This is a genomic window from Actinomyces dentalis DSM 19115, from assembly GCF_000429225.1.
Classification (GTDB): domain Bacteria; phylum Actinomycetota; class Actinomycetes; order Actinomycetales; family Actinomycetaceae; genus Actinomyces; species Actinomyces dentalis.
The window spans coordinates 14,668-38,383 of the sequence record NZ_AUBL01000039.1; the positions used below are offsets into that span (position 1 = coordinate 14,668).

General features: G+C 75.3%; 13 protein-coding genes and 2 tRNA genes. 7 read left to right on the forward strand and 8 right to left on the reverse strand.

Annotated elements, in window-relative coordinates; genetic code table 11:
- Nucleotides 1-20: 20 nt before the first annotated feature.
- Together G446_RS21340 and G446_RS19340 are read right to left on the reverse strand one after the other, a co-directional pair.
- The gene (locus G446_RS21340) at nucleotides 21-2,861 is read right to left on the reverse strand and encodes an alpha-1,6-glucosidase domain-containing protein (RefSeq protein WP_026409984.1); all 2,841 of its coding nucleotides are present in this window, start codon (nucleotides 2,859-2,861) and stop codon (nucleotides 21-23) included.
- Between the two features lie 105 nt (nucleotides 2,862-2,966).
- Nucleotides 2,967-6,914, reverse strand: coding sequence for an ABC transporter ATP-binding protein (locus G446_RS19340; RefSeq protein ID WP_245574661.1), 3,948 nt, complete (start codon nucleotides 6,912-6,914; stop codon nucleotides 2,967-2,969).
- Between the two features lie 111 nt (nucleotides 6,915-7,025).
- Between G446_RS19340 and G446_RS17225 the strand changes: the two genes are divergently transcribed.
- The 4 genes from G446_RS17225 (at nucleotide 7,026) to G446_RS0109665 (ending at nucleotide 11,647) form a co-directional block, all read left to right on the forward strand.
- Complete coding sequence (locus G446_RS17225; RefSeq protein WP_034469976.1) at nucleotides 7,026-7,736, forward strand: TetR/AcrR family transcriptional regulator; 711 nt, start codon at nucleotides 7,026-7,028, stop codon at nucleotides 7,734-7,736.
- A gap of 174 nt (nucleotides 7,737-7,910) precedes the next feature.
- Entirely contained in the window at nucleotides 7,911-9,197 is a 1,287-nt protein-coding gene (locus G446_RS17230) for an integrase core domain-containing protein (protein WP_211228284.1), read from the forward strand.
- Nucleotides 9,198-9,437: 240 nt separating this feature from the next.
- The gene (locus G446_RS17235) at nucleotides 9,438-10,622 is read left to right on the forward strand and encodes an ADP-ribosylglycohydrolase family protein (RefSeq protein ID WP_084779145.1); all 1,185 of its coding nucleotides are present in this window, start codon (nucleotides 9,438-9,440) and stop codon (nucleotides 10,620-10,622) included.
- On the forward strand, nucleotides 10,619-11,647 hold the full coding sequence (locus G446_RS0109665; RefSeq protein ID WP_026409985.1) for a PfkB family carbohydrate kinase: 1,029 nt from the start codon (nucleotides 10,619-10,621) through the stop codon (nucleotides 11,645-11,647). Before G446_RS17235 ends, G446_RS0109665 begins: the two co-directional genes overlap by 4 nt.
- Nucleotides 11,648-12,903: 1,256 nt before the next feature.
- Here G446_RS0109665 and G446_RS0109670 read toward each other — a convergent pair.
- Both G446_RS0109670 and G446_RS20630 read right to left on the reverse strand, forming a co-directional pair.
- The gene (locus tag G446_RS0109670; protein WP_026409986.1) at nucleotides 12,904-14,673 is read right to left on the reverse strand and encodes an ABC transporter ATP-binding protein; all 1,770 of its coding nucleotides are present in this window, start codon (nucleotides 14,671-14,673) and stop codon (nucleotides 12,904-12,906) included.
- On the reverse strand, nucleotides 14,670-16,709 hold the full coding sequence (locus tag G446_RS20630) for an ABC transporter transmembrane domain-containing protein (RefSeq protein WP_051285890.1): 2,040 nt from the start codon (nucleotides 16,707-16,709) through the stop codon (nucleotides 14,670-14,672). The genes G446_RS0109670 and G446_RS20630 overlap by 4 nt, the downstream gene beginning before the upstream one ends.
- An 825-nt stretch (nucleotides 16,710-17,534) precedes the next feature.
- On the opposite strand from G446_RS20630, the gene G446_RS17245 reads away from it, so the two are divergent.
- From G446_RS17245 to G446_RS0109690, 3 genes are all read left to right on the forward strand, one after another.
- Complete coding sequence (locus tag G446_RS17245) at nucleotides 17,535-18,932, forward strand: MalY/PatB family protein (RefSeq protein ID WP_051285891.1); 1,398 nt, start codon at nucleotides 17,535-17,537, stop codon at nucleotides 18,930-18,932.
- Nucleotides 18,933-18,954: 22 nt separating this feature from the next.
- Entirely contained in the window at nucleotides 18,955-20,214 is a 1,260-nt protein-coding gene (locus tag G446_RS17250; protein ID WP_084779146.1) for a PLP-dependent transferase, read from the forward strand.
- A gap of 329 nt (nucleotides 20,215-20,543) precedes the next feature.
- Nucleotides 20,544-21,203 (forward strand): hypothetical protein, encoded by a 660-nt coding sequence (locus G446_RS0109690; RefSeq protein ID WP_026409987.1) that lies wholly within the window; start codon nucleotides 20,544-20,546, stop codon nucleotides 21,201-21,203.
- A 121-nt stretch (nucleotides 21,204-21,324) separates the two neighbouring features.
- Here G446_RS0109690 and G446_RS0109695 read toward each other — a convergent pair whose 3' ends face one another.
- The 4 genes from G446_RS0109695 to G446_RS0109710 all read right to left on the reverse strand — a co-directional run.
- A complete protein-coding gene (locus G446_RS0109695; RefSeq protein WP_026409988.1) occupies nucleotides 21,325-22,770 on the reverse strand; it encodes a GuaB1 family IMP dehydrogenase-related protein in 1,446 nt (481 codons plus the stop codon).
- Nucleotides 22,771-22,912: 142 nt separating this feature from the next.
- A tRNA-Arg gene (locus G446_RS0109700) sits at nucleotides 22,913-22,988 on the reverse strand.
- A 207-nt stretch (nucleotides 22,989-23,195) separates the two neighbouring features.
- Nucleotides 23,196-23,282 (reverse strand) — tRNA-Ser (locus tag G446_RS0109705).
- 141 nt (nucleotides 23,283-23,423) lie between these two features.
- Nucleotides 23,424-23,716 (reverse strand): IS256 family transposase (locus tag G446_RS0109710; protein ID WP_026409989.1); only part of this gene is annotated, 293 nt, incomplete at its 5' end.

Sequence of the window (23,716 nt, forward strand, 5' to 3'; positions counted from 1 at the left end):
GCGGCGGGGCGCGGGCGGGGTCAGTGCTCGATGAGGACGGCCGCGGTGCGGGCGGGGACCGTCACGGTGCCGGTGGTGGGATCGAAGCGGGTGGCCTTGACGATCGGGTCGGCGCCCTGGGCCTGTGCGTCGCACAGGGTGAACAGGCGGCCCACCTGCGTGTCGAGTCGTTGGGTGACTTCGCGGGGCGTGGCGTTGATCACCACCAGCACCCCGTCGAGCGCCGGGTCGATATCGCCCTCCCCGGCGCCGTCGTCGACGACCATGATGATCACTCCGGGCTGGGCGCTCGGGCCGCACACCGGGAAGCTCACCCGCTCGCGCACCAGGTCCGTCCGCCCCAGGCACAGCAGCGGTGTGGAGCGGCGCGCCCGCAGCAGGTCCAGGGCCTGGGCGCGGGCGGAGGCGATGTCCGACGGCGAGGGGGTCAGGTCCGGGCGGGCCAGCAGGCCGGCCTGGATGACCCACCGGTCGAAGTTGCGCCCCGCCGGGGGCAGGCCCCGGCCCCACCCGTTGGTCCGTCCGCTCCAGTCGATGGCGTTGAAGTGGTCGCCCGAGTCGCACGAGCAGGCGTCCAGCGACTTGCTGCGCAGCAGCTCGCTGCCCCCCGCCCACAGGCACGGGGACTGCCCCAGGGCCACCATCGCCAGGCACACCGTGTTCATGCGCACCCGGTCCGCCATGGGCGTCGATGCCGGCAGCTTGTAGGTCAGGCGGTCGAACAGCGTCTCGCCCTCGTAGGAGGACACGTAGGCCACCGAGTCGGCCGGCTGGTCGCCGTAGGCCGCCGGGGAGCTCCCGTAGCCCACCTCGTCTCCGCGCAGCCACCGCCCGTCGGAGGCCAGGATCTCCATGTCCCGCACATTGCCCGCCAGCGACAGGCGCACCAGGTCGCTGCGCCACGCCAGGTCCGCGCGCACCTCGCCCTGATCGCGCGACTCCAGCTCGTTGGGGTCGGTCAGCTCCCCGTTGCCCAGGCCCTGGCCGGTGCGCGGGTCGACCTGGGCGAAGCCGCCGCCGTTGACCCCGTCGCGCACCCGGTCGTTCAGGGCCCCGATCCCCAGGGCGCCCAGGCGCCCCTGACGGGCCCGGTTCGGGTCCGGTCCGCATGCGCCCGGCGCGTCCCACCCCTGGCCGTACAGGTAGACCCGGTGCCCCACGGCGTCCTCGCAGACCTCGTCCAGCGCCCGGCGAAGACGCGCCATCGTCTCCACGCCGTGGCACCCCATCAGGTCCAGGCGCAGCCCGTCCACCCGGTAATCGCGCACCCACGCCACGCACGCGTCGATCATGAGCCGTTCGCCCATCGCCCGGCCCGTGTCCACCCCGCCGCGCCATCCGCCCGATTCCACCACCGCGCCCGCCTCGTCGAGGCGGTGGTAGTAGCCCGGCACCACCCGGTCCAGCACCGAGCCCCGCTCCTGCCCCCAGGCCGCCACCCGGCCGAACACCTGATCGACGAGCACCTGCACGCCCATGCCGTGCAGCGCCCCCACCATGGCCCGCACCTCCCGCACGCGAGCGCCCCCGTCCTGATGGCCCTCGCGCGCATACGACCCCTCCGGCGCCATCCAGTGCCACGGGTCGCGCCCCCAGCTGTAGGCGTCCGCGCCCGCCACCGCCGACACCGCCGCCTGGGGGGCGCGCGAGGCCCCCCACGCCCCCGCCGGGACCCGCGCCGTCCGCTGGCGCGACCGCTCCTCGGGGACCGACGCGAAATCGAACACCGGCAGCAGCTGCACCGTATCGACGCCGGCGCGCACCAGCTCGCGCAGATGCCCCGCCCCCGCCGAGTCCGCCGCGAACGCCCCGTACGTCCCCCGCAGATCCTCCTCGACGCTGCCGTCCGCCACCGAGAACTCCCGCACGTGCAGCTCGTAGATCACGCGTCCCGCGTCGCACTCCACCACCGGACTCAGGTTCTCGCACCACGACGCCGGCTTCAGCTCCCGCAGACCCGGATCCACCGCCACCGAGCGCCGGGAGTCCACCGTCAGCGCCGCGCTGTAGGGGTCGGTCACCCGATTGACCTCCACCCGCCCCGACGACGCCGCGAACACCTCCACCTCCCACAGGTACTGCGCGCCCGCGCCCACGCCCGCGCCCGCGCACCGGTCCGCATCCACCTCCCACCGGCCGTCCCGGCGCCTCACCGCCGCAAGGCGCACCGGCTCCCCCTCGACCAGGCCCGCCGACCCCGACGCGTCCCCCGTGTCCCACGCCAGCAGCACCACCGACAGCGCCGTCGGCGCCCACAGCGCGAAGCGCGGAGCGCCGTCCACGAAGTCCGCGCCCAGCGGCGCCGACCCGTCGCGAACCGACGCCGCCCGGCCCCACAGGCGATCCACCACCGGCCACACCTGCACCCCGGTGAAGCCGCTCACCCAGCCGCCGACCCCGCCCGCGCGCTGAACCACGACCACCTGCCCCCGCACCAGCACCTCCACGTCCGCGCGCTCCAGATGCGCGGCGCCCCACTCGTCGACGACGCTCAGCCCCACGTAGTCCGCCAGCCACGGGCGGGCCTCCACCAGTTCCTCGTCGAACCCGTCGACCACGCGCAGAGGCACCTCGAAGCCGTGGTCCCCCAGGTGCACCACCCCGTCCTCCAGACGGGCGGACCCGTCCGGGGAGCACACCAGGGAGAAGCACACGCCGCCCGCGCCCGCGCCGCGGGGGAACAGGCCGCCCGGCCACGCCAGGGTCGTCTCGTCGACCCACAGCGCCCGGAACTCGCCGGCCCCCGGAACCCCGCACCGCACCAGGTCACCGCCGTGATGGTGGGGTACGGGGCCGACCGGCCCGGTCGCGAACACCTCCGGATCCGAGCTCCCGACGCCGGGATGGGGGTTGACGGTCATGGGGCACCACCTTCCTGATGACAGGGCCAGCCTTGCACGTCGGATCGCGTCCCGCCAAGCCTATCCGCACGAGCGCCCCCGCCGGGGCCGCGGCGGGGGCCCGCCTCACACGAGCGCCCACCCGCGGGCGCGGGTGCGCTGGGTCCAGAAGTCCCGGTAGGGGCCGTCGACCTCCACGAGCTGTTCGTGCCGGCCCACCTGGGCCACGCGCCCGTCGTCGCCGAGCACCACCACCTGGTCGGCGGCGGCGATCGTCTCGAGCTTGTGGGCGATGACCACGAGCGTCGAGGCGCGCCGCAGCTCCTCGATGGCGGTGACGACATTGGCCTCGTTCTCCGCGTCCAGGGCGCTGGTGGCCTCGTCGAGCAGGACGATCGGGGCGCGCTTGAGCAGGGCGCGGGCGATGGACACGCGCTGGCGCTCGCCGCCGGACAGGGCGCGCCCGCCCTCGCCGACCCGCGCGTCCCAGCCGCCGGGCAGCCGGGCGACGATCTCGGTGACGCCGGCCAGGTCGGCGGCCCGGCGCACCCGCTCGTCGTCGGCCCGCGGGTCCCCGACCCGGATATTGGCGGCCAGGGTGTCGTCGAACAGGTAGACGTCCTGGAAGACCATGGACAGCTGCTCCATGAGCTGGGCCGTGGGCATGTCGCGCACGTCGGCGCCGCCCACGCGCACCGTCCCGGAGCCGGCGTCCCAGAATCGGGCCACGAGCCGGGCGATGGTCGTCTTGCCGGACCCCGACGGGCCGACGATCGCGCACATGGAGCGCGCGGGCACGCGCAGCGACACGCCGTCGAGCACCCTCTTCCCGGTCCGGTAGCCGAAGACGACGCCGTCGAGCTCGACCGCCCCCGGCTCGCTCAGCTCGGCGCGCGAGGCGGGCTCGTCCATGACCTCGGCGTCCATGACGGCGTCGAGGTGGTTCATCATCTGCCTGCGCTCCTCCACGCCGAAGACGGCGGCGCCGACGTCGTCGAGCATGGTGGTGAAGCGCAGGCACATGCCGATGGTGGCGATGGCGGGCAGCGGGTCCATGGTGCCGGCGACGGCGAAGGAGGCGGTGAGCATGATCATGCCGACGACGACGACCTGGGTGAAGGCGCCCGACAGGAGGTTCCCGCCGGTCTCCCACCACAGGGCGCGGGCGGCGGCGCGGGCGCCGTCGTCGAAGGCGGCCCGCAGCCGCCCGTAGCGCCCCACCGCGCGGCACGAGCGCAGGGCCCCCTGGCAGCGGGCCAGCTCGACGACGCGGGTGGCCAGCTCGCGCTCGGCCGGCTCGGCGATCGCCTTGCCGCGGTCGACCAGGCGGCGCGCCAGGGCGATGAAGAGGGCCATGGCGGGCGCGCCGACGGTCAGGAACAGGCCCAGGCGCCAGTCCCAGGCCCACGAGCCGATCCAGATGACGGCGCAGCCGGCGGTCGTCGAGGCGATCCTGTACAGGAAGTGGGCGGCGGACTCGCCCAGGGACAGCATCTCCTGGCTGACGGCGCGCGACATGGTGCCGGCGGTGTCGGAGTCGAACCAGCGCAGGGGCAGGCGGGCGATCTTGTCGCCGACGGCGTGGTGGACGTCGTGCATGAAGCCCAGCGCCCCGGTCATACTGGTGCGCTGCCCCTGGAAGTCGGTGACGGTCGACACGACGGCGCAGGCCGCGAGCGCGACCAGCCAGCCGCCGAAGCCCAGCCCCCAGCAGGTCCCGCCGCCGGCCAGGGCCACGGAGGCGGGCAGGAGGGTCAGGAGCGCCAGCCCGGACAGGGCGCCGTTGAACGCGCCCAGGGCGAGGCCCCGCACCATCCTCCCCCAGGAGTCCTCGGTCATGAGCCGGTGGTAGCGGGCCAGCAGGGAGAGGCGGGTCCGGCCGGTGCCCGCACGCCCGGCCTCGGCCCGCTCCGCGCCGGTCGGCGCCGGCACCGGGTCATCCCCGCCAGCGATCCCACCATCGGAATCCTCCCCGACGGCGCCCTTCCCACGACCCTGCGCGCGATCGGGCGCGGCGCCGGCGGCGGGCGGAGCGGCGATCGGCGCCACCGCCCCCGCCGACGGGGCCGCCGCCCCCGCGGGCCCGGGCCCGGCGCCGTCGTCCTCCAACTGCCCGGACTGGCGCAGCAGGGCGCGGTAGTGGGGCTCGCCCAGCAGTTCGTCGTGGGTGCCGGAGGCGACGATGCGGCCCCGCTCCATGACGGCGATGCGATGGGCGCCGCGCACGGCGGCGGGCCGGTGGGCGATGACCAGGACGGTGCGCCCGCGCACCAGGGCGCTCAGCGCCTCCTGGATCTCGGCCTCGGACTCCGGGTCGGCCATGGCGGTGGCCTCGTCCATGAGCAGGACCGGGGTGTCCAGCAGGATCGCCCGGGCGATGGCGATGCGCTGCTCCTGCCCGCCCGACAGGGCGGTCTCCCGCCCCAGGACGGTGTCGTAGCCGTGGGGCAGGGCCATGATCTCGGAGTCGATGCGGGCCGCGCGCGCGGCGGCGCGCACCTGCTCCTCGGTGGCCCCGGGCCGGCCCAGGGCGATGTTCTCGCGCACGGTGGCGCCCAGCAGCTGGGCGTCCTGGAGGACGAAGGAGACGGTGGAGTACAGGGTCTTCTCATCCATGTCGCGCAGGTCCACCCCGCCGATGCGCACCGCCCCGGCGTCGGGGTCGGCGAAGCGGGCGATGAGGGTGGCCAGGGTGGACTTGCCCGAGCCCGACGGCCCCAGCAGGGCGGTGACGGTGCCGGGCTCCAGGTCGAGGGAGACGTCGTCGACGGCGAGGTTGTCCCCGTAGGAGAAGGAGACGGCGTCGATCTCGACGCGGGCGCCGTCGGGCCGCTTCGGCGCGGCGGGCGCGGGCAGGACGGGGGTGTCGAGGACCTCGCACAGGCGCAGGGCGGCGGCGCCGGCGACCTGGTAGGACCAGGAGACCGACACGATGGTGATGAGCGCGCCCGGCAGCACCAGGGCGATGAGCGTGGCGGCCAGGACCTGCGGCAGGGTGACGACGCCGGCGTGCATGAGCAGGGAGCCGCCGCCGAGGTCGACCAGGAGGACGACGGGGATGGACACCCACGTGTAGGACAGGCACGACACGGTCATGAGCGACATCGCCCAGTCGCGGTAGAAGCGGGAGAAGCCGTCGGCGGCGGCGAGGTAGGCGCCGTGGGCGCGGCCCGCCCTCCCGAAGGCCTTGACCACGGGGATGCCGGCGACGAACTCGACCATGGTGGAGGACACGTCCGCCAGCTTGCGGTCCATCTCCACGGTCTTGGCGTTCATGCCCTTCAGGGAGAAGGAGTAGGTGATCACGTACAGGGGGACGGTCGCCACGGCCAGCAGGGCCAGGCGCCAGTCGATCCAGAACGCGCAGGCCAGCAGGGCCAGCGGGGAGACGATCGCATTGAGCCGCTCGACGGGCCCGTGGGCGATGACGGTGTGCACGGAGTTGGTGTCGTCCTGGACCGCCTTGCGGATGCGCCCGGAGGTGGAGTCGGTGAACCAGGCCAGCGGGGCGCGGGAGATGCGCGCGACGATGTCGCGGCGCAGCCGGTCGCGCAGGGTCAGGTCGGCCAGGTGGGTGATGAGCAGCGCCAGGAAGTACAGGAACAGGCGCCCGGAGTAGGCGCCCACGAGGAACATGACGACGTCGTGCACCTGGCGCCCGTCCGGGGCCGCGCCGGCGCGGTGGGCGGCCAGGAGGATGTCGCCCAGGCGCACGAGGGCGACGTAGGGGGCCACGGCGAGCAGTCCCGAGACGACGACGAGCGCCTGGCCGATCTGCAGGCGGGTGCGCACCGGGGCGCCCAGCCGCTTGAGGGCGGCCTGGCCGGCGGCGGAGCGCTCCTTGTTCGCCGCGGCCGCGGACTCCGCGCCGTCGGGACTGGAGTCGGACCCGGGAGCCGCGTTGGTCCTGGCGGCGTCAGGGCCGCTGCCGGCGGGGCCGGGGCCGACGGCGGTATCGGCACCAGCCCCGGCACCGGCGTCGGACCCTGCGCCGGAGGCGCGGGCGGTGCCATCGGGCCCGACGGCGTCCGCGGCGTCGGCCGGGGAGGGATCGGGAGCGGTCGTGGTGGCCATATGGTGCCTCTCACACAATAGAGAACGGTTTTCACTGATGAGTAAGCGAGACCTTACATCCCTTGCCCGGGGGGCGCCACCGCCGTCATCATCGGGCGCTACGGTGAGGGCATGACACGACTGGGACGCCCCACCGGGCCCAAACCCGGCTTCACCCGGGCCGAGGTCGTGGCCGCCGCCCTGGCGCTCGGCGTCGCCGATTTCACACTCGCGGGCGTCGCCGCCCGGCTGGGCGTGGCGACCTCCGCCCTGTACCGGACGATCTCCTCGCGCGAGGACCTCCTGCGGGCCTGCCTGGACGAGATCGCCGCGCGCATCGACTTCGCCCCGGACCCCGACGACTGGCGCCGCAACGCGCGCAACCAGGCCGATGCGCTGTGGACGGAGCTCGAGGCCAGCCCCGGGCTCGACCGCGTCCTGCTCACCGTGCCCTGGGCGGCCGAGTGCTTCGCGGACACGATCGGCGCCGCGCACCGCGCCTTCATGGCCGCCGGGATGAGCCAGGAGGACGCCGCGCTCGCCGTCGACGTCGTCGGGGACACCGTCATCTCCTCGCACGTGGGGGTCACCGCCCTGCGCGCGGACTGGAGGGGCGGGGCCGGCCCGCGGCCGGGGCGCGGCGCGAGCGCCCTGCCAGCGCCCTTCCACCTCGATCCCGCCTGGTTGGAGCGCGGCTGGCTCGACCGCAAGATCGACCTCCTCGTCGACGGCCTCGCGGTCCGCCTGGTCGGGGCGGGGGCGGCCGCCGGGGGCCCGGGGTCCTCGCCGAAACCGGCGGAAACGACGCGCGAGACCGGCGGAAAACGCGCATCCTGTGGATAACCCGCGCGGTCGGCCGGCCCCGTCCCGCTGCTCCTCCGCGAGCGCGCGGGTTTCCAGTCGAACGCGCACCTCCCAGCCGCTGTCCTGTCTCAGGACATCGGTGACAGTTCTGTATCAGGACATCGGTGACAGTTCTGGGGCTCGGGGCGGTGACACTTCCGCTGGGATTGCGGGGTGAGTGGACAGAATCCTCGTGTTGATCCCCGTGTCCGCCTGGCGATCGCGCAGTGGCCCGACGACGCCCCCAGGGGCGCGGTGAGCGCCTTCTGCGCCGAGCAGGGCATCTCCCGCAAGACGTTCTACGCGATACGGGCCCGGGCCAGGTCCGAAGGACCGGCGGCGGCCCTCGAGCCGCGCTCGACCCGCCCGGCACCCGGCCCGACCCGGATCGGCCAGGAGATGGTCCTGCGGGCTCTGGCGGTGCGAAGCGCGCTGGAGTCCTCGGGGCTGGACCACGGCCCCATCTCGGTGCACGACAAGATGCGCTCGATGGGGCTGGAGGCCCCCTCGCCCGCGTCCCCGGCGCGGATCTTCCGCCGCAAGGGCGTGGCCCGCAGCGAGCCCCGCAAGCGCCCCCGCTCGGCCTGGCGCCGGTTCGTCTATCCGGCCCCCAACGCCCGCCGGCGGCTGGACGCCACCGAGTACGTCCTGGCCGGCGGGCGCAAGGCCGTCATCTTCCAGCTGCAGGACGACCACTCCCGCCTGGCGGTCGCCTCCCTGGTTGCTCCGGGGGAGACCAGCGACGCCGCGATCGCCGTGTTCGACAAGGGCGTCGCCGCCCACGGCGTGCCGCAAAGGCTCCTGACCGACAACGGCGCAGCCCTCAACCCCAGCCGACGGGGACACGCCGGACGCCTGGTGGAGCACGTGCGAGCCCTCGGGGTCGAGCCCATCACCGGCAGACCCCGCAAACCCACCACCCAGGGCAAGAACGAGCGCTTCCACCAGACTCTGCTCCGCTACCTCGACAAGCAGCCCCCGGCCGAGTCCATCGCCGACCTCCAGGCCCAGGTCGACGCCTTCGACCGCCTCTACAACACCCGGCGCCCCCACCAGGGCCTACCCGGGCGCATCACCCCGCAGCAGGCGTGGGACGCCACCCCCGTCGCCGACCCGCCCCGACCCGACCGAGTGCACGACGAGCCCGCCCTCACGACCCGCAAACCGCCGGCCCGCTCCAGAACCCCGCGGCGCGGTGAACGACGAAGCCGGATCCGGGCCAACGGCACCGTCACTCCAGGATCCATCACCTTCCTCGTGTCCAGGGCGCACGCCGGATGCGACGTCGAGATCACCCGGGACCCCGACACGGTCGTCTTCGCCACCCCCGACGGCCAGGTACTGGTCCAGCACACCTGGCCCGCGCCCGGCGTCACCTACGTCTCCACCCACGGCCCCGACCCCACCAACTCCCGAGGCGGACGCGGACGCAAGAAGACCCGACTGTCACCGATGTCCTGAGACAGAACTGTCACCGATGTCCTGAGACATAACAGCACCTCCCAGCCGCGCGTTCGACTGGAAACCTGCGCGCTCGCGGAGGCCGGCCTGTCCCACCTGCACGGGTTCTACCGGTGGGCGGGAAACCTGCGCGCTCGCGGAGGCCGGGGCCCGGCGGGGTTCAACGAGGCCGGCTGCGGCGTCGGCGGGCCGCCGAACACGGCGCGGACCGGGTCCCGCGCCCGCCCTATCATGGTTGTCATGACAGAAAGGTCCCCGCGCGGCGCTCCGAGGCCCGAACCCGAACCCGAGCGCGACCGCGCCCTCGGCGCCCTGACCGGCCTGGCCCTGGGCGACGCCCTGGGAATGCCCACCCAGTCCATGAGTCCGGCGCTGATCACGAGGCACTACGGGCGGATCGCCGGCCTGCGCGACGCCGTCGGCGCCCAGCCCATTGCGCCCGGGGCGCCCGCGGGCTCCGTCACCGACGACACCGAGCAGGCCCTCCTGATCGCCGAGCTCCTCATCGCCGGCCGCGGCCGCATCGACCCCTTCCGCTTCGCCGATGCACTCCTCGCCTGGGAGGATCGCATGCGGGCGCGCGGCTCCCTTGACCTGCTGGGCCCGTCCACCAAGCTCGCCCTGGAGAGGGTCCGCGCCGGCGCCGACCCCCGCACCACCGGCCGTGCGGGCACCACCAACGGCGCCGCCATGCGGGTGGCCCCGGTCGGCATCGCCTTCCCCCTCACGCGGCCGGAGCTCCTGGCCGACGCCGTCCACGCCTCCTGCATGGTCACCCATGACACCCGTCAGGGCTTCGAGTCGGCCGCGCTGATCGCCGTCGCCGTCTCCGCCGCGGTGGGCGGGGCCGACGCCGACCGGGCGGTGGACGCGGCCCTGGACCTCGTCGCCGCGCTGGCGCCCCGCGGGCACTGGTCCCCCGGGGCCTCGGTGGTCGCCCGCGCCCGGGCCGTCCTCGATGCCGCCGAGGGCCTGTCCGACGCGGCGCTCGCCGTCCTCCTGCGCGAGCAGGTGGGCACCTCCGTGGAGTCCGCCGAATCCGTGCCCTGCGCGCTCGTCATCGCCCGCGAGTTCGCCGCCCGCCCCTTCGAGGGCCTGTGCTTCGCGGCGTCCCTCGGGGGCGACACCGACACCATCGCCGCCATGGCCGGCGCCGTCCTCGGGGCCGCCGACCCGCGGGCCCTGCCCGCCGACGCCGTCGGCCAGGTCCTGGCCGTCTCCGGCCTGGATCCCGCTCCGGCGTGCGACGGCCTGCTGGAGCTCCGTCGCGCGTCCCCGGCGCGGGATGCGGCGACGGGACGGGCCGCGTCCCCGGCGCGGAGTGCGACCCCGGCCGGAGGCGGGGCGACGGCCAGCGCGCCCGGGGAAGGGGCCGGCGCGCCCGGGGCGACGGCCGGCGCGCCCGGGGAAGGGGCCGGGCGATGACGGGCCGGGTCGTCCACACGGGCCAGGTGGTCATCGACCTGACCCTGCGCATCGAGGCGCTGCCCGAGCCGGGCGGGGACGTCTTCGCCGACGAGGCGGGGATGGGGCTCGGCGGGGGCTACAACGTCCTCGTGGCCGCGCGCCGCCTGGGAGTGGAGACGCTCTTCGCCGGGACCCTGGGCCGCGGCCCGTTCTCGCAGGCCGCCGATGCCGGACTCGCCGCCATCGGGGCGGTCCACGTGGGCGCGAGGGTCGACGGCGACCTCGGCTACTGCGTCGCCATGACGGACGCGCGGGCCGAGCGCACGTTCGTGTCCGCCGCCGGGGCCGAGACCCGGGACCCGCTCGACGCCTTCGACCGCCTGGAGGCGGGCGCCGAGGACGTCGTCTACGTCTCCGGCTACTCGCTCGCGCACGCGGCCAATACGGCGGCGCTGGAGCGTCTGGTGCGCCGATTGGTCGGATCCGCCGGGCGAACCGGCGACGGCGGCGGGGGCCGCAGCGGCGGCGGGGTCAGGGGCGGCAGCAGCGGCGGGGCCAGGGGCGGCGGGGGCGCTGCGGGCGGCCGCCCCGGCGCGGTGCTCTTCGACGTCTCGCCCATGGTCGGGACGGCGTCCATGGAGTCGCTGGAGATGGTCGGGGCGCTCGACCCGATCTGGTCCCTCAACGAGCGCGAGGCGGGGATTCTCGCCGCCCGGTTGGGCCTGGACGCGCCCGACGGCGACCGCGCCGCCACGGCCGAGGCGCTGGCCCGCCGGCTCGGCCCGGTCCTGGTGCGGGCCGGGGCGTCGGGCTCCTGGTTCGCGTCCGACGACGGGCTGATCCGCACGCCGAGTGTGCCGGTGAAGCCGGTGGACACCAACGGCGCCGGCGACGCCCACTCGGGGGTCCTGGCGGCGGCCCTGGCCCGCGGCGTCGCCCTTCCGACGGCGCTGCGCTGGGCGAACGTGGCGGGCGCGCTGTCCACCACGAGGCGGGGCCCGGCGACCTGCCCCACCGAGAAGGAGATCATGGCGGTGGTCTGAACGGGTCCGCGGTCCGATCAGTGGCCGGCGAAGCCGGTCGGGCGCAGTGAGCGGGGCGACTCGAAGGGGCGCGTCGCCCGGGTCGCCGGACCACGCCGCCCCCAGGTCCGCCCGCGCCCGCGTCTGCTGCGCCCCTTTCCCTCTGCTACGCCTCTTGACCCTCCACTGTACGAGAAGAAGAGGCGCAGCAGAGGGTGAAGGAGCGCAGCAGACGGAAAAAGGCGTAGCAGACGACCCGGCTCCCCCGCGGATCCGACATTACGCAAGCCGGGATCAGCGCGTGCCAGCCCCGACCCGCGCTGAGCCCGGCCCGCGCCAGCCCGGAGTCCGGCGGGGCGCTCCGGATCGCGGGCCCGTCATCGTCCTCACCGCCGGGTCCGTGCGGGTTCTCGTTCCGGTACCGGTGCGCTCGTTCGCGTTGATCTCACGGGCGGGGGTCGGGAAGTCGGACCCCGCCGCGCCGGGGGCGTCGGCTGGAGCATCTGGCCGGGCGCAGCATCTTCGACCTCGAACCCCGCCGCGCCGGGGGCGTCGGTGCCCGCGTGCGTTTCAGCTTCACCCACATGCCGGACCCCGCCGCGCCGGGGGCGTCGCCGGGCCGCGAGATCGTCGGGTAACCGCCGAGATCGTCACTTGACCCGCGAGCACGTACCCCTGGCAGACGTTCTCGCGGGTCAAGTGACGATCTCGCGGACCCGGCCGGGGCGGGCCGGGATGGGGCGGGGGGCCGGGACCGGGTCGGCGACGACCCCGAGCCGGCTCCCGGCCGATTCCCGGGGCGGCGCGGACCGAGCCCAGCGCGGGTCGGGGCCAGCACGCGCTGAGTCCGGCTTGCGTAATGCGAGCCCAGCGCAACACAATCCACCCCGCCTCGCGCCGTGCGAGCCCAGCGCGACGAAATCCGGCTGCGCTCGATCCGCGCCGGCCCACCTCGCACAATGCGACCTGAGGTGACATCACCGAATCGACTCCCCCGGGGCGCCGCGGCCGTAATGGATCACCACACACCTGCAGGCCGACCCGGCCCTCGGGGCGCCGCGGCTGCAGCGGTGGTGTCGGCGCCGGGGCGGGCAGCGCCGACTCCCCGGGGATGGGCGCACGGACGGACACGCGCCCGCCGTCCCCGGCGTCGGACCCGCCCCGCGCCCTCACGCGCTCAACCGGGCCGGAGCCCGGCCACCGCGCCTGCCCGCCCCGCGCCCTCACGCGCCCAAGCAGGTCGGGGCCCGGTCGTCCCGCGTATCACCGCCGCGCCCTCACACACCCGACCAGGCCTCCCAGAGCCTCGTGTACTGCCCGCCGGCGGCCACCAGCTCCTCGTGGGGCCCGAACTCGACGATCCGCCCGTCGATGACGACGGCGACCCGGTCAGCCGCCGCGGCCGCGTCCAGCCGGTGGGCGATGACGACGACGGTGCGACCCGTCAGCACCGCATCCAGGGCCCGCTCGGCCGAGCGCGCCGCGCCCGCGTCGAGCAGGCTGGTGGCCTCGTCGAGGATGAGGGTGGCCGGGTCCATGAGGACGATGCGCGCCAGGGCCACCTGCTGGGCCTGGCCGGGATCCAGGACGACCCCGCCCGCGCCCACGAGCGTGTCCAGGCCGTCGGACAGCCCGGCCACCCACGGCCCGGCCCCCACGACGTCGAGCGCCTCCGCGATCTGCGCGTCGTCGGCGTCGGCCCGGGCGATGCGCAGGTTGTCCGCCAGCGAGCAGGCGAAGACGTGGTGCTCCTGGGTGACCAGGGCGACCTGGCGGTGCAGGGCCGCCTCCGTCAGGGCCGTCAGGTCCGTCCCCTCGCCGTCGGGCCCGTCCGAGCCCACGGTGACCCGCCCGCGAGTGGGCGGGTGGATGCCGGCGAGCATGCGCCCCAGCGTCGACTTGCCCGAGCCGGAGGGGCCGACGACGACGAGCCGCTCGCCGGGCGCGATCTCCAGGTCCACGTCGTGCAGGACGTCGTGGCCGGGGTGGTAGGCGTAGGAGACCCTCCTCGCCCGCGGCGGCTCGGGCAGGATCCGCCCGCTCGTGGCCACCCGGTCCGGCTCGACGAGCTCGACGCCGACGATGCGCGCCAGGGCCACGGAGGCGGACTGGAGGGAGTCGAGCCAGAAGGTGATCTCGTGGACCGGCTCGCGCAGCTGGACGGCGTACAGGGCCACCGTCGTCACCCCGCCGACGGTGACCGCGCCGCGCCCCACCAGCCAGGCGCCCAGGGTCAGGACGGCGATGAGCGGCAGGCAGACGGCCAGGGCCAGGACGCCGACGAGCACGCACCGCAGCCACAGGGAGTACTGCTCGGTGAGCCAGGCCTCCCGCAGGGCGCGGTCGAGGACCTGGTTGCGGCGCCGGCCCAGGCCCTGGGCGTCGACCGTGTCCGCCTGCTCGGCGGTCTCGGCGACGATCCCGTCGAACTCCGCCCACAGGCCGTTCGTCGCCTTGTAACTGGGCACCACGCGCAGCAGGTACCAGCGGCCGATCGGTACGGCCAGGACCGCCGCCACCAGCATGCACGCCCCCAGCGCGGGGGAGGTCAGCAGCGCGGCCGCCGTGACGGAGACGATGGTGAGCACGATGACGAGGATCTGGCTCACGCCGCGGCGGACCACGAAGCGGATGGACTCCAGGTCGTGGCCGGTGCGCCCCAGCAGGTCGCCGGTGCCGGCGGATTCGACGACGCTCAGCGGCAGGCGCATGGCGGCGGTGACGAGCCGCTCGCGCAGCTCGGCGAAGACCCGCTCGCCCAGGATCCGGGCCAGGTACTCCCCGCCGCCGGTCAGCAGGGCGTTGGCGGCGGCCAGGGCGACGACGACGGCGATGAGCCCGTGCAGCCTCCCGGCGGCCCCGGGGCCGCCGCGCCCGACGACGTCGACCATCTCCCCCAGCACCCGCGGGATGGCCACTCCGGCGGCGGCCGCCGCGAGCTGGGCCAGGGCGACGCCCGCGACGGCGGCGCGGTGCTCGGCCAGGAGGGCGCCGACGCGGCGGCGGACGGCGGCGGCGTCGGCCACGGGCAGGCGGACGGCGCTCATGCGGCCCCGCCTCCCCGCACGGCGCCTCCCCGCCCGACGACGGCCGCGTAGGCCGCCAGGGCGCTCAGCTCGCGGTGCGTGCCGCGGGCGATCTCGCGCAGGCCGGCCCCCGCGGCGCCGTCCTGCGCCTCCAGGAGCACGACCTCGTCGCATCGGCCCAGCAGCAGCGGGGAGGCGGTGACGACGACGGTGGTCAGCCCCTCCCGCTCGGCGCGCAGCCGCCGGGCCACAAGGGCCTCCGTGTGGGAGTCCAGGGCGCTCGTCGGCTCGACGAGGACGAGCACGGGGGCGCGGCGGGCGACGGCCCGGGCCAGGGCCACGCGCTGGCGCTGCCCGCCGGAGAGGTTGCGGGCCTTCTCCGCCAGCTGCCCCTCCAGTCCGCCGAGGGAGTCCACGACGTCCCCGGCGACGGCGACCCGGAGGGCGCGGGCGGCGTCGGCCTCCCGCTCGGGGGTCAGGGGAGCGGGGGCGCGAGTGGCGTCGGGCCGCAGCGGCCCGGAGTACAGGGCCACGAGGTCCTCCAGGTCGCGCGCCGGGGCGAGCGGCACCGCCTCGCCGAGGACCTCGCCCGCCAGCGGCCCGGCGAAGGCCTCGGCGCGGGCCCCGGAGACGACGACGGTGCGTCGCACCTCCGCGACGGGCACGCGGCGCAGGTCGGTGCCCCCCAGCGTGACGGCGACGCCGTCGTCGGGCCTTCCGAGGCGCTCGGCCAGGGCGGCCGACGCGCCGGGCCGGGCGCACACCAGGCCGGTCATGGCCCCGCCGCGCAGCCGCACCCCGGTGGCGGCGTCCACGAGGTCGCCGCCCGGGTCCAGGCGGGCGTCCGGGTCGACGGCGCCGTCGTCGACCAGGGGCGCGGTGGCGGCGATGCGGGCGACCTTCTTGGCGCCCACCCAGGCGCGGGTCATGAACTGCATGAGGTCGACCAGGGCGCCCATGGGCCAGATGAGGAAGGTGGTGTAGCCGTAGAAGGTGACGAACTCGCCCGCGCTCAGCCGCCCGCCCAGGGCCGCCGAGGCGGTGGCCCCCACGACGACGGCGGTGAGGATCATGGGCGCCCCGGCGCGGATGGCGGCCAGCAGCGCCTGGGTGGAGGCGACTTTGATGCCTGCGTCGCGCACGCGGGCGGAGGCCTCGGCGTAGCGGGCCGAGTAGACGGCCTCCCCGCCGATGCCGCGCAGGATCCGCAGGCCGGCGACGACGTCGGTGGTCACGGTGGTCAGCCGGCCCTGCTCCTCGCGCTGGTGGGACATGCGGCGGTTGAGGGGCTTGATCAGGGCGGCGATGAGGATCAGGACGACCGGAACGCCCAGCAGGACGAGCAGGCCCAGCCCGACGTCCATGCGCACCATGAGCGCGCCGACGACGAGAGTGACGATGAGGGAGGCGATGACGTTGGAGATGAAGTACATGAGGTCGCCGATGGCGTCGGCGTCGGCGGTGACGGTGGATACGACGTCGCCGCCGGCCATGGCGCGGGTGACGGCGCGGGGGCGTTCGCCCAGGCGGTGGGCGGCGCCGCGGACGCTGGGCTGCCAGCCGCAGGCCCAGGCGCCCATGGAGAACATCTCGGCGAAGGAGCCGACGACGGCGCCCAGCAGGCCGAGCCCGGCCAGGGCCGCCAGGCCCGGCAGCAGGCGGGCGGTCAGGCCGTGGGCGAGGGCGGTGTCCACCACCGCGCCCAGGACGGCGGGGATGAGGCCGACGACGAGGTAGCTCAGGAGGTTCAGGATCGAGGCCGCGGCGAAAGGCAGCCGGGCGTGGCGCAGGAGGGCGCCCACCCAGGCTCCGGGATCGGCGAGGATCCGCGGGGAGAGGGCGTCCGTGATGGTGAGGAAGCGCGGCCAGCGCCGGGGCCGGCGGGCCAGGCGCGCCGGGGAGGCCGGGCGCGCGGGGCCGGCGGGGCGCGCGGAGGCGGACGGATCCGTCGGGCGGGCGGGGCTGATCGGGTGCGCGGGACTGGCCGAACCGGCTGTCCCGTCGGGGTCGGTGGGGTGCGCGGGGTCGTTCGGGCGCACAGTGGCGGTGGTGGTCATGGAGTGTTCTCGTCTCGGTCGTGTCGTCGCGGCGCGAGCGGGGGCTCAGCGGGCCGCCGGGGACAAGATGACGCCGCCTGCGCCGGAGGGCGCGGCGGTCGGCGGGTTCCGGACGCGCCGGAACCCGGGTCAGTTATCGACGAGCTTCACAGCCATGGCGTCAGCATAGGGGCCGGCGAGGCCGGCGGCAACGGGGCGGGCGCCGCCGGCACCGGCTCCGCGGTCCGCGTGCGGACGTCGTGCGCGTGCGGGGGCGGCCGGCGCTCCCGCTCCGGGTCGAGTTCGAGCGGCGGGGACGTCGTGCGCGTGCGGGGGTGGCCGCGATGACGGGCGGCGACCCGCGGATCGTGGGAAATGGCGTCCCGGGAGGATCGTTCGCCCCCGCACCCGGAGACCGCCTCGACGGAACCGCGGAATCATACGGATGCCGCCGGGGGCGTCCGGTGCGCGAAGGCGAACGATCCTCCCGGAGCGCCAGAACCGGGGCCGGGGGAGGGGCCGGGCCGACGGCGATTGACAGCGCGGGCCGTCTCGGCGCTACTCTTCCCCCATGACTGCTGCGACGTCCACGACCCGTGCCCTGCCGGTGCGCGCCCTCGTGATGCGTCGAATGCGCATGCGCTGACAGCGCCAGCCGTCGCTGTTGCAGAAATACGGTCAGAGCCGCGGGTCGCCGCCCGCCCGGCTCCGCGCCACCGCCTCCGGCGGGGCCGCGTTCAAACCCCAGTCAGAACCCCGCCTTCGCCCGCCCGCGCCCCGGCTCCGGCCGGCCCGCCGCGGGCGCGCCGGCCGGAGCTCCGGCCGCCGACCCGAGGACCACCAGCCATGCCCACCGCCACCGCCGCCCCGTCAGCCCCCGTCCCGCCCGCCGCCGCGGTCGCCCCCGCCTGTCCCCCCGCCGCGGTGGCCCCCGCCGCGCTCCCGCTCGGCGGCTCTGTTCCACTCGACGCGCCCCCGCCCGGCGTCCCCGCGCCGTTCGCCGCGCCCCCGCCCGCCGCCCTCTCCCAGTTCGACCTCGTCCACGACCGCACCGGCACCGCCAGCCTCAAGTGGGACTTCGCCGCCGAGCGCGGCCGCCCCGCCTCCGCCCTGCCCCTGTGGGTGGCGGACATGGACCACCGGACGGCGCCCGCGGTCACCTCCGCCCTGCTGTGGCGGGTGCGCCACGGCATCTTCGGCTACACCGAGCCCGACGCCGCCTACCACGCCGCCCTGACCGGCTGGTTCGCCCGCCGCTACGGCTGGGCCGTCGACCCCGCCTGGAACGTCATCACCCCCGGGGTGGTCCCCGCCCTGGCGCTGGCGGTGCGAGCCCTGACCGGGCCGGGCGACGCCGTCGTCATCGAGGAGCCCGTTTACTACCCCTTCCGCCAGGTCGTCGAGGACAACGGCCGCAGCGTTGTCTCGGTGCCGCTGACGCGCGACGCCGACGGCGTCTACCGCCGCGACCCGGCCGCCCTGGAGGACGCGCTGGCGCGCACCGGCGCCCGCCTGCTGCTCCTGTGCAACCCGCACAACCCGGTGGGCCGGGTGTGGAGCCGCGAGGAGCTCGACGAACTGGCCGAGGTGACGGGCAGGCACGGCGTCGTCGTGGTCTCCGACGAGATCCACGCCGACCTGGCCCTGCCCGGCCGGCGCACCACGCCCTTCGCCTCGCTGGGCGGGGAGGTCGCCGCCCGCACCATCACCTGCACCTCGCCGTCGAAGGCCTTCAACCTGGCGGGGCTGCAGGTCGCCAATATCCTCATCCCCGACGCCGGCCTGCGCGCCCGCTTCCGGGCCGAGCTGAATGCGCTGGGCTACTCCCAGCCCAACGCGCTGGGCCTGACGGCCTGCCGCGCCGCCTACGAGAGCGGGGACGCCTGGCTGGATGAGCTGCGCGGGCACATCGCGGAGGCCCGCGAGCACGTCGTGGCCCGACTCACCCGGATCCCGGGGATTGAGGCGACGCCGACGGAGGGCACCTACCTGCTGTGGCTCGACTGCCGCGGGCTGCTGGAGCGCTCCGGCCTGGAGCCGCGCGAGCTGGACGAGTTCATCCTGCGCCGGGCGGGGCTGTGGCTCGACGACGGCGCCATCTTCGGCGCGGGGGGCGAGGGCTTCACCCGGATCAATGTGGCCTGCGCCCGCGCCGTCCTCGACGAGGCCCTCGACCGGCTGGCCGCCGCCGTCGGGGCCCTCCCGGCCCGCCGCTCCCGCCGTGCCGAAGCGGCGGCCGCCTGAGTCCGAGGAGAGGAAGGACCCCATGACCACCGACCCCGCCGCCCCCGCCGGCCCGGGCTCCGCCTCGTCCGCCCGCCGGGGCCCCGCCGCCCCCGCTGGCCCGGGCCCCGCCCGCGACGACCGCTCCGCCCCGCGGACCGCGCCGATCCACCACCACCCCTCGTGGACGCCCCAGCCCGAGCCCTGGCGCCTGGACACGGTCCTGGCCCACGCGGGCGCCCTCACCGACCTGGCGACCGGCGCCATCACCACCCCCATCCACCTGTCGACCGCCTTCGGGCACCCGGGCCTGCACCGGTCCACCGGGTACGACTACACGCGCACCGCCTCCCCCACCCGCGACGTCCTCCAGGACGCCCTGGCCAGGCTCGACGGCGCGGCGGCGGGCTTCGCGACGTCGTCGGGCATGGCGGCCATCCAGCTGGCCGTCGAGGCCCTGGCCCCGCGCGGGAGCCGCGTGGTGGCGCTGGAGGACCTCTACGGCGGCACCTTCCGCTACCTCGAGGTCCTGGCGGAGGAGGGCGCCTACGACGTCGACTTCGTCTTCGGCGAGTCCGAGCTGCGCCGGGCCCTGCGCTCCCCGGCCTCCCTCGTCCTCATCGAGACCCCCACCAACCCGATGATGGTGCGGCTCGACGTCGCCGAGGCGGCGGAGTGGGCGCACGGGGCCGGGGCGCTGCTCGCGGTCGACAACACCTTCTACACCCCCGCGATCCTGCGGCCCCTGGAACTGGGGGCGGACGTGGTCCTGTACTCGGCCACGAAGTACCTGGGCGGCCACAACGACGTCATGGCCGGGGCCGTCACCGTGGCCGACCCGGCGCTCGGCGAGCGGCTGCAGTACCGGCTCAACACGACCGGGGCGACGCTGGGCCCCTTCGACTCCTTCCTGCTGCTGCGCGGCCTGAAGACCCTGTCGCTGCGGATGGAGCGCCACGAGTCCAACGCCCGCGCCGTGGCGGACTTCCTGCGCGCCGCGCCGCAGGTGAGCCGCGTGCTCTACCCGGGGCGCAGCGGCATGATCTCCTTCGACCTGGCCGACGGCGTCGACATCGCCGTCGTGCTGGAGTCGGTGCGGGTCTTTACCTTCGCCGAGTCCCTGGGCGGGGTGGAGTCGCTCGTGACCTGCCCCGCCGTGCAGACCCACGCGGACGTCCCGCCGGCCACGCGGGCGCGCTACGGGCTGACGGACCGGCTGCTGCGCCTGAGCGTGGGCATCGAGGACCCGGCCGACCTCGTGGCGGACCTGCGCGGCGCCCTCGAGGCGGCCTCGCGGGCGTAGCGGCCGGGGCAGCGGGGACAGCGGGGCGAAAAGGGCGGCTCCCGCATATCTTTAGACGCTCTTCGGCGCGATGCGCGCACCGGAATCGGCGTTATTGCGCCATTCTGCGGTCAGCCCGCCTCGGCGCGGGGCGCTAAAAATATGCGGGAGCCACCCTTTTCGCCCCGCCGGACGGCCCGGCCGGGCGCTTGGCCGCTGTGCCCGGCCCCGCCCGCCGGCGCTGACCCTGACATTCGGGAGCGACAGTCCGGTGGACGGATGCGCGGACGGCCGTCGTTATCGAACCGTTACTATGGGGCGCGTCAGTCCCTGGTCACGGAAGGACTCCCATGAACAGCCACCGCCTCATCGCCGTCGTCGGGGCCGCCGCGCTCGCGGCCTGCCTCACCGCCTGCTCCGCGGGTACGAACACGGACGCGTCCGCCTCGGCGGCCGCGGGCGCCGAGGCCAACACGGATACCGCGAGCACTCCGGGCGCCCCCGCGAGCGCGGCCCCCACGGCCCCGGCCACCGCGAACTACACGGCTCCGGCGGACAACCAGGTCGCCCCGCTCCTCACGGTCACCCACGTTCCCCAGGGCCATTCCCTCGTGGAGAACACCGACAACAACAGCCGGCTGACGTTCGCAACCGCCAGCACCGCTGACGACACCACCCTGGAATCCGGCAGCGCCTACATGATCCGTCTGGCGGACGAGGGCACCACCGTCGACACGGTCATTCAGGGCAACGCCGAGCTCTCCGGCCTGGATGCCGGCGCCTTCACCACCACGGGGGAGGCGAGCGTCGACGGCGAGACCGCCCAGACCTACCAGGGCGGCGGCGCCGATCCCAATGGCGGCAATTACCTGGCCGAGCGCGGCGCCGTCGTCACCCACAACGGGAAGACCTTCATCATCGAGGGCATAGCACTCGACAAGAGCAGCCAGCCCACCGTGAGCGAGGAGGGGTTCAACGCCTTCCTCAAGGGGATCGTCTGGACCGACTGAGGGTCCCGCGGACGCCCCCGCACCGATCCGGTCGGGCGTGGGGCGGCCCGCCGCGCCCATGGGCTCCGCCGGGCGCCGGCTTCGGCCCCGCCCGGACGCCCCGGCCCCGCGGGCCCGGCCGTCACCAGCTCACCGGCACCGGGGCGCCCTCCCGGTAGCCGGAGGCGGACTGGATGCCCACGACGGCCCGGGCCCGGAACTCGGGGATGGAGGCGGCCCCGGCGTAGGTGAAGGCGGAGCGCACCCCGGAGATGATGGAGTCGATGAGGTCCTCCACGCCGGGGCGGGCCGGGTCGAGGTACATGCGCCCGGCGCTGATGCCCTCCTCGAACAGGGCCTTGCGGGCCCGGTCGAAGGCGGCCTCGCCCTCGGTGCGGTCCATGACGGCGCGTGTGGAGGCCATGCCGAAGCTCACCTTGTAGGGGCGCGAGTCGGCGTCGTGCTGGATGTCCCCGGGCGACTCGTGGGTGCCGGCGAACCAGGATCCGACCATGACGTTGGAGGCGCCGGCCGCCAGGGCCAGGGCCACGTCACGCGGGTGGCGGACCCCGCCGTCGGCCCACACGTGCGCGCCCAGCCGTGCCGCCTCGCGGGAGCACTCCAGGACGGCGGAGAACTGCGGGCGGCCCACCCCGGTCTGCATGCGGGTGGTGCACATGGCGCCCGGCCCCACCCCGACCTTGACGATGGAGGCTCCGGCCCCCACCAGGTCGCGCACCCCGGCGGCGGTCACGACGTTGCCGGCGGCGATGGGGACGGATGCGGGCAGGGCGGCGCGCACGGCGGCGACCGCCTCGAGCATGCGGTCCTGGTGGCCGTGGGCGGTGTCGACGACGATGACGTCCACGCCCGCGGCGACGAGCTCGGCGGCCCGGCGGGCGGGTTGCCCGTTCATGCCGATGGCGGCGCCCACCCGCAGGCGCCCGTCGGCGTCGACGGCGGGGGTGTAGATGGTGGAGCGCACGGCCCCGGCGCGGGTGAGCAGGCCCACGAGCCGCCCGTCGGCGTCGACGACGGGGGCGAGCCTGCGGCGGGCGGCGCGCAGGGTCTCGAAGGCCTCGCGGGCGTCGACGCCCTCGGCCAGGGTGAGCAGTTCGGTGCTCATGACCGTGCGGACCTGGGTGAAGCGGTCGACGTCGGACACGTCCCCCAGGTCCACCATGCCCACGGGGGCGTTCGTCTGCGGGTCGACGACGACGGCGGCGCCGTGGGCGCGCTTGGGGATCAGCCCCAGGGCGTAGCCGCAGGTGTGGTGCGGCTTGACGGTGACGGGGGTGTCGTAGACGGGGTGGGAGGCCTTGACCTGGGCGACGGTGTCGACGACGACGTCGACGGGGATGTCCTGCGGGATGATCGTGATCCCGCCGCGGCGGGCGACGGTCTCGGCCATGCGCTTGCCGGCGACGGCCGTCATATTGGCCACGACGAGGGGGATGGTGGTGCCGGTGGCGTCGTCGGTGGCCAGGTCCACGCCCATGCGACTGCCCACCGACGAGCGCGAGGGGACCATGAAGACGTCGTCGTAGGTCAGGTCGAAGGAGGGCGTCAGGCCGTTGAGGAACTCCACCCGCCGAGGATAGCGGGCCCGACGGCGACGGCCGGGTCGCCCCGCGACCGGCTGGAACTCCCACCCGCTCGTCCCCGCGCCCGCCCGGCGCCCCGAATGGATAACGCCCCGCGACCGACTGGTGCAGCCGGGGGCGGGGCGTTGGTGCGCCAGAAGGGATTCGAACCCCCAACCTTCTGATCCGTAGTCAGATGCTCTATCCGTTGAGCTACTGGCGCATATCGTTTCCGACGAACAAGAACCCTACCCGCGCGCCCCGGACCCGCCAAATCGAGCCGCCGTGAATCGTGGCACAGGCCGCGCGCCGCCGACCGCCGCCGGCCCGCCCGGGCTGACGTCGCCCCGCATCGGGCCTCGTCGGTCCGCGCCGGGCCGACGGCGACCGGGCGGGACGGCGGGCCCGTGGTGCGGGGGTGGAAGGAGGGCGGAGACGGGGAGATTCGAACTCCCGAGGGGTTTTATCCCCAACCTTCTTAGCAGGAAGGCGCACTAGGCCACTATGCGACGTCTCCATCCCCGGCTCGACCGGGGGCGGGGGAAGCCTACCGGGCGCGGGGCCCGGCGGGCAAACCGCCCGCCGGACCCGGCGGGCGCCCCCGCTGAGCGGGGCCCGGCGCGCGGAGGTCAAGTCCCTTGGTGTGGTGTTCTTCCGGTCAGGTGGTGATGGCGGGCAGGGCGGCGCGGTCGCTGGCGCTGTTGTCGGCCTGGAGCATGTCGGTCAGGTGTCGCAGTGAGGTCTGGGACAGGTAGCGGCGTTCGCCGTACTGCCACTCCTCGTGCTGCTCCAACAGGACGGATCCGATCAGGCGGGTGACGGACTCGCTGTCGGGGAACACCTGGACGACGTCTGCTCGGCGCTTGATCTCGCGGTTGAGGCGCTCGATGGGGTTGTTGGACCAGATCTTGGTCCAGTGCTCGCGGGGGAAGGCGGCGAACGCGGTCAGGT

Bases quoted from the DNA above. Each gene is read 5' to 3' on its own strand.
- G446_RS21340 (WP_026409984.1), bottom strand. From the start codon at position 2,861: ATGACCGTCAACCCCCATCCCGGCGTCGGGAGCTCGGATCCGGAGGTG.
- G446_RS19340 (WP_245574661.1), bottom strand. From the start codon at position 6,914: ATGGCCACCACGACCGCTCCCGATCCCTCCCCGGCCGACGCCGCGGAC.
- G446_RS17225 (WP_034469976.1), top strand. From the start codon at position 7,026: ATGACACGACTGGGACGCCCCACCGGGCCCAAACCCGGCTTCACCCGG.
- G446_RS17235 (WP_084779145.1), top strand. From the start codon at position 9,438: ATGACAGAAAGGTCCCCGCGCGGCGCTCCGAGGCCCGAACCCGAACCC.
- G446_RS0109665 (WP_026409985.1), top strand. From the start codon at position 10,619: ATGACGGGCCGGGTCGTCCACACGGGCCAGGTGGTCATCGACCTGACC.
- G446_RS0109670 (WP_026409986.1), bottom strand. From the start codon at position 14,673: ATGAGCGCCGTCCGCCTGCCCGTGGCCGACGCCGCCGCCGTCCGCCGC.
- G446_RS20630 (WP_051285890.1), bottom strand. From the start codon at position 16,709: ATGACCACCACCGCCACTGTGCGCCCGAACGACCCCGCGCACCCCACC.
- G446_RS17245 (WP_051285891.1), top strand. From the start codon at position 17,535: ATGCCCACCGCCACCGCCGCCCCGTCAGCCCCCGTCCCGCCCGCCGCC.
- G446_RS17250 (WP_084779146.1), top strand. From the start codon at position 18,955: ATGACCACCGACCCCGCCGCCCCCGCCGGCCCGGGCTCCGCCTCGTCC.
- G446_RS0109690 (WP_026409987.1), top strand. From the start codon at position 20,544: ATGAACAGCCACCGCCTCATCGCCGTCGTCGGGGCCGCCGCGCTCGCG.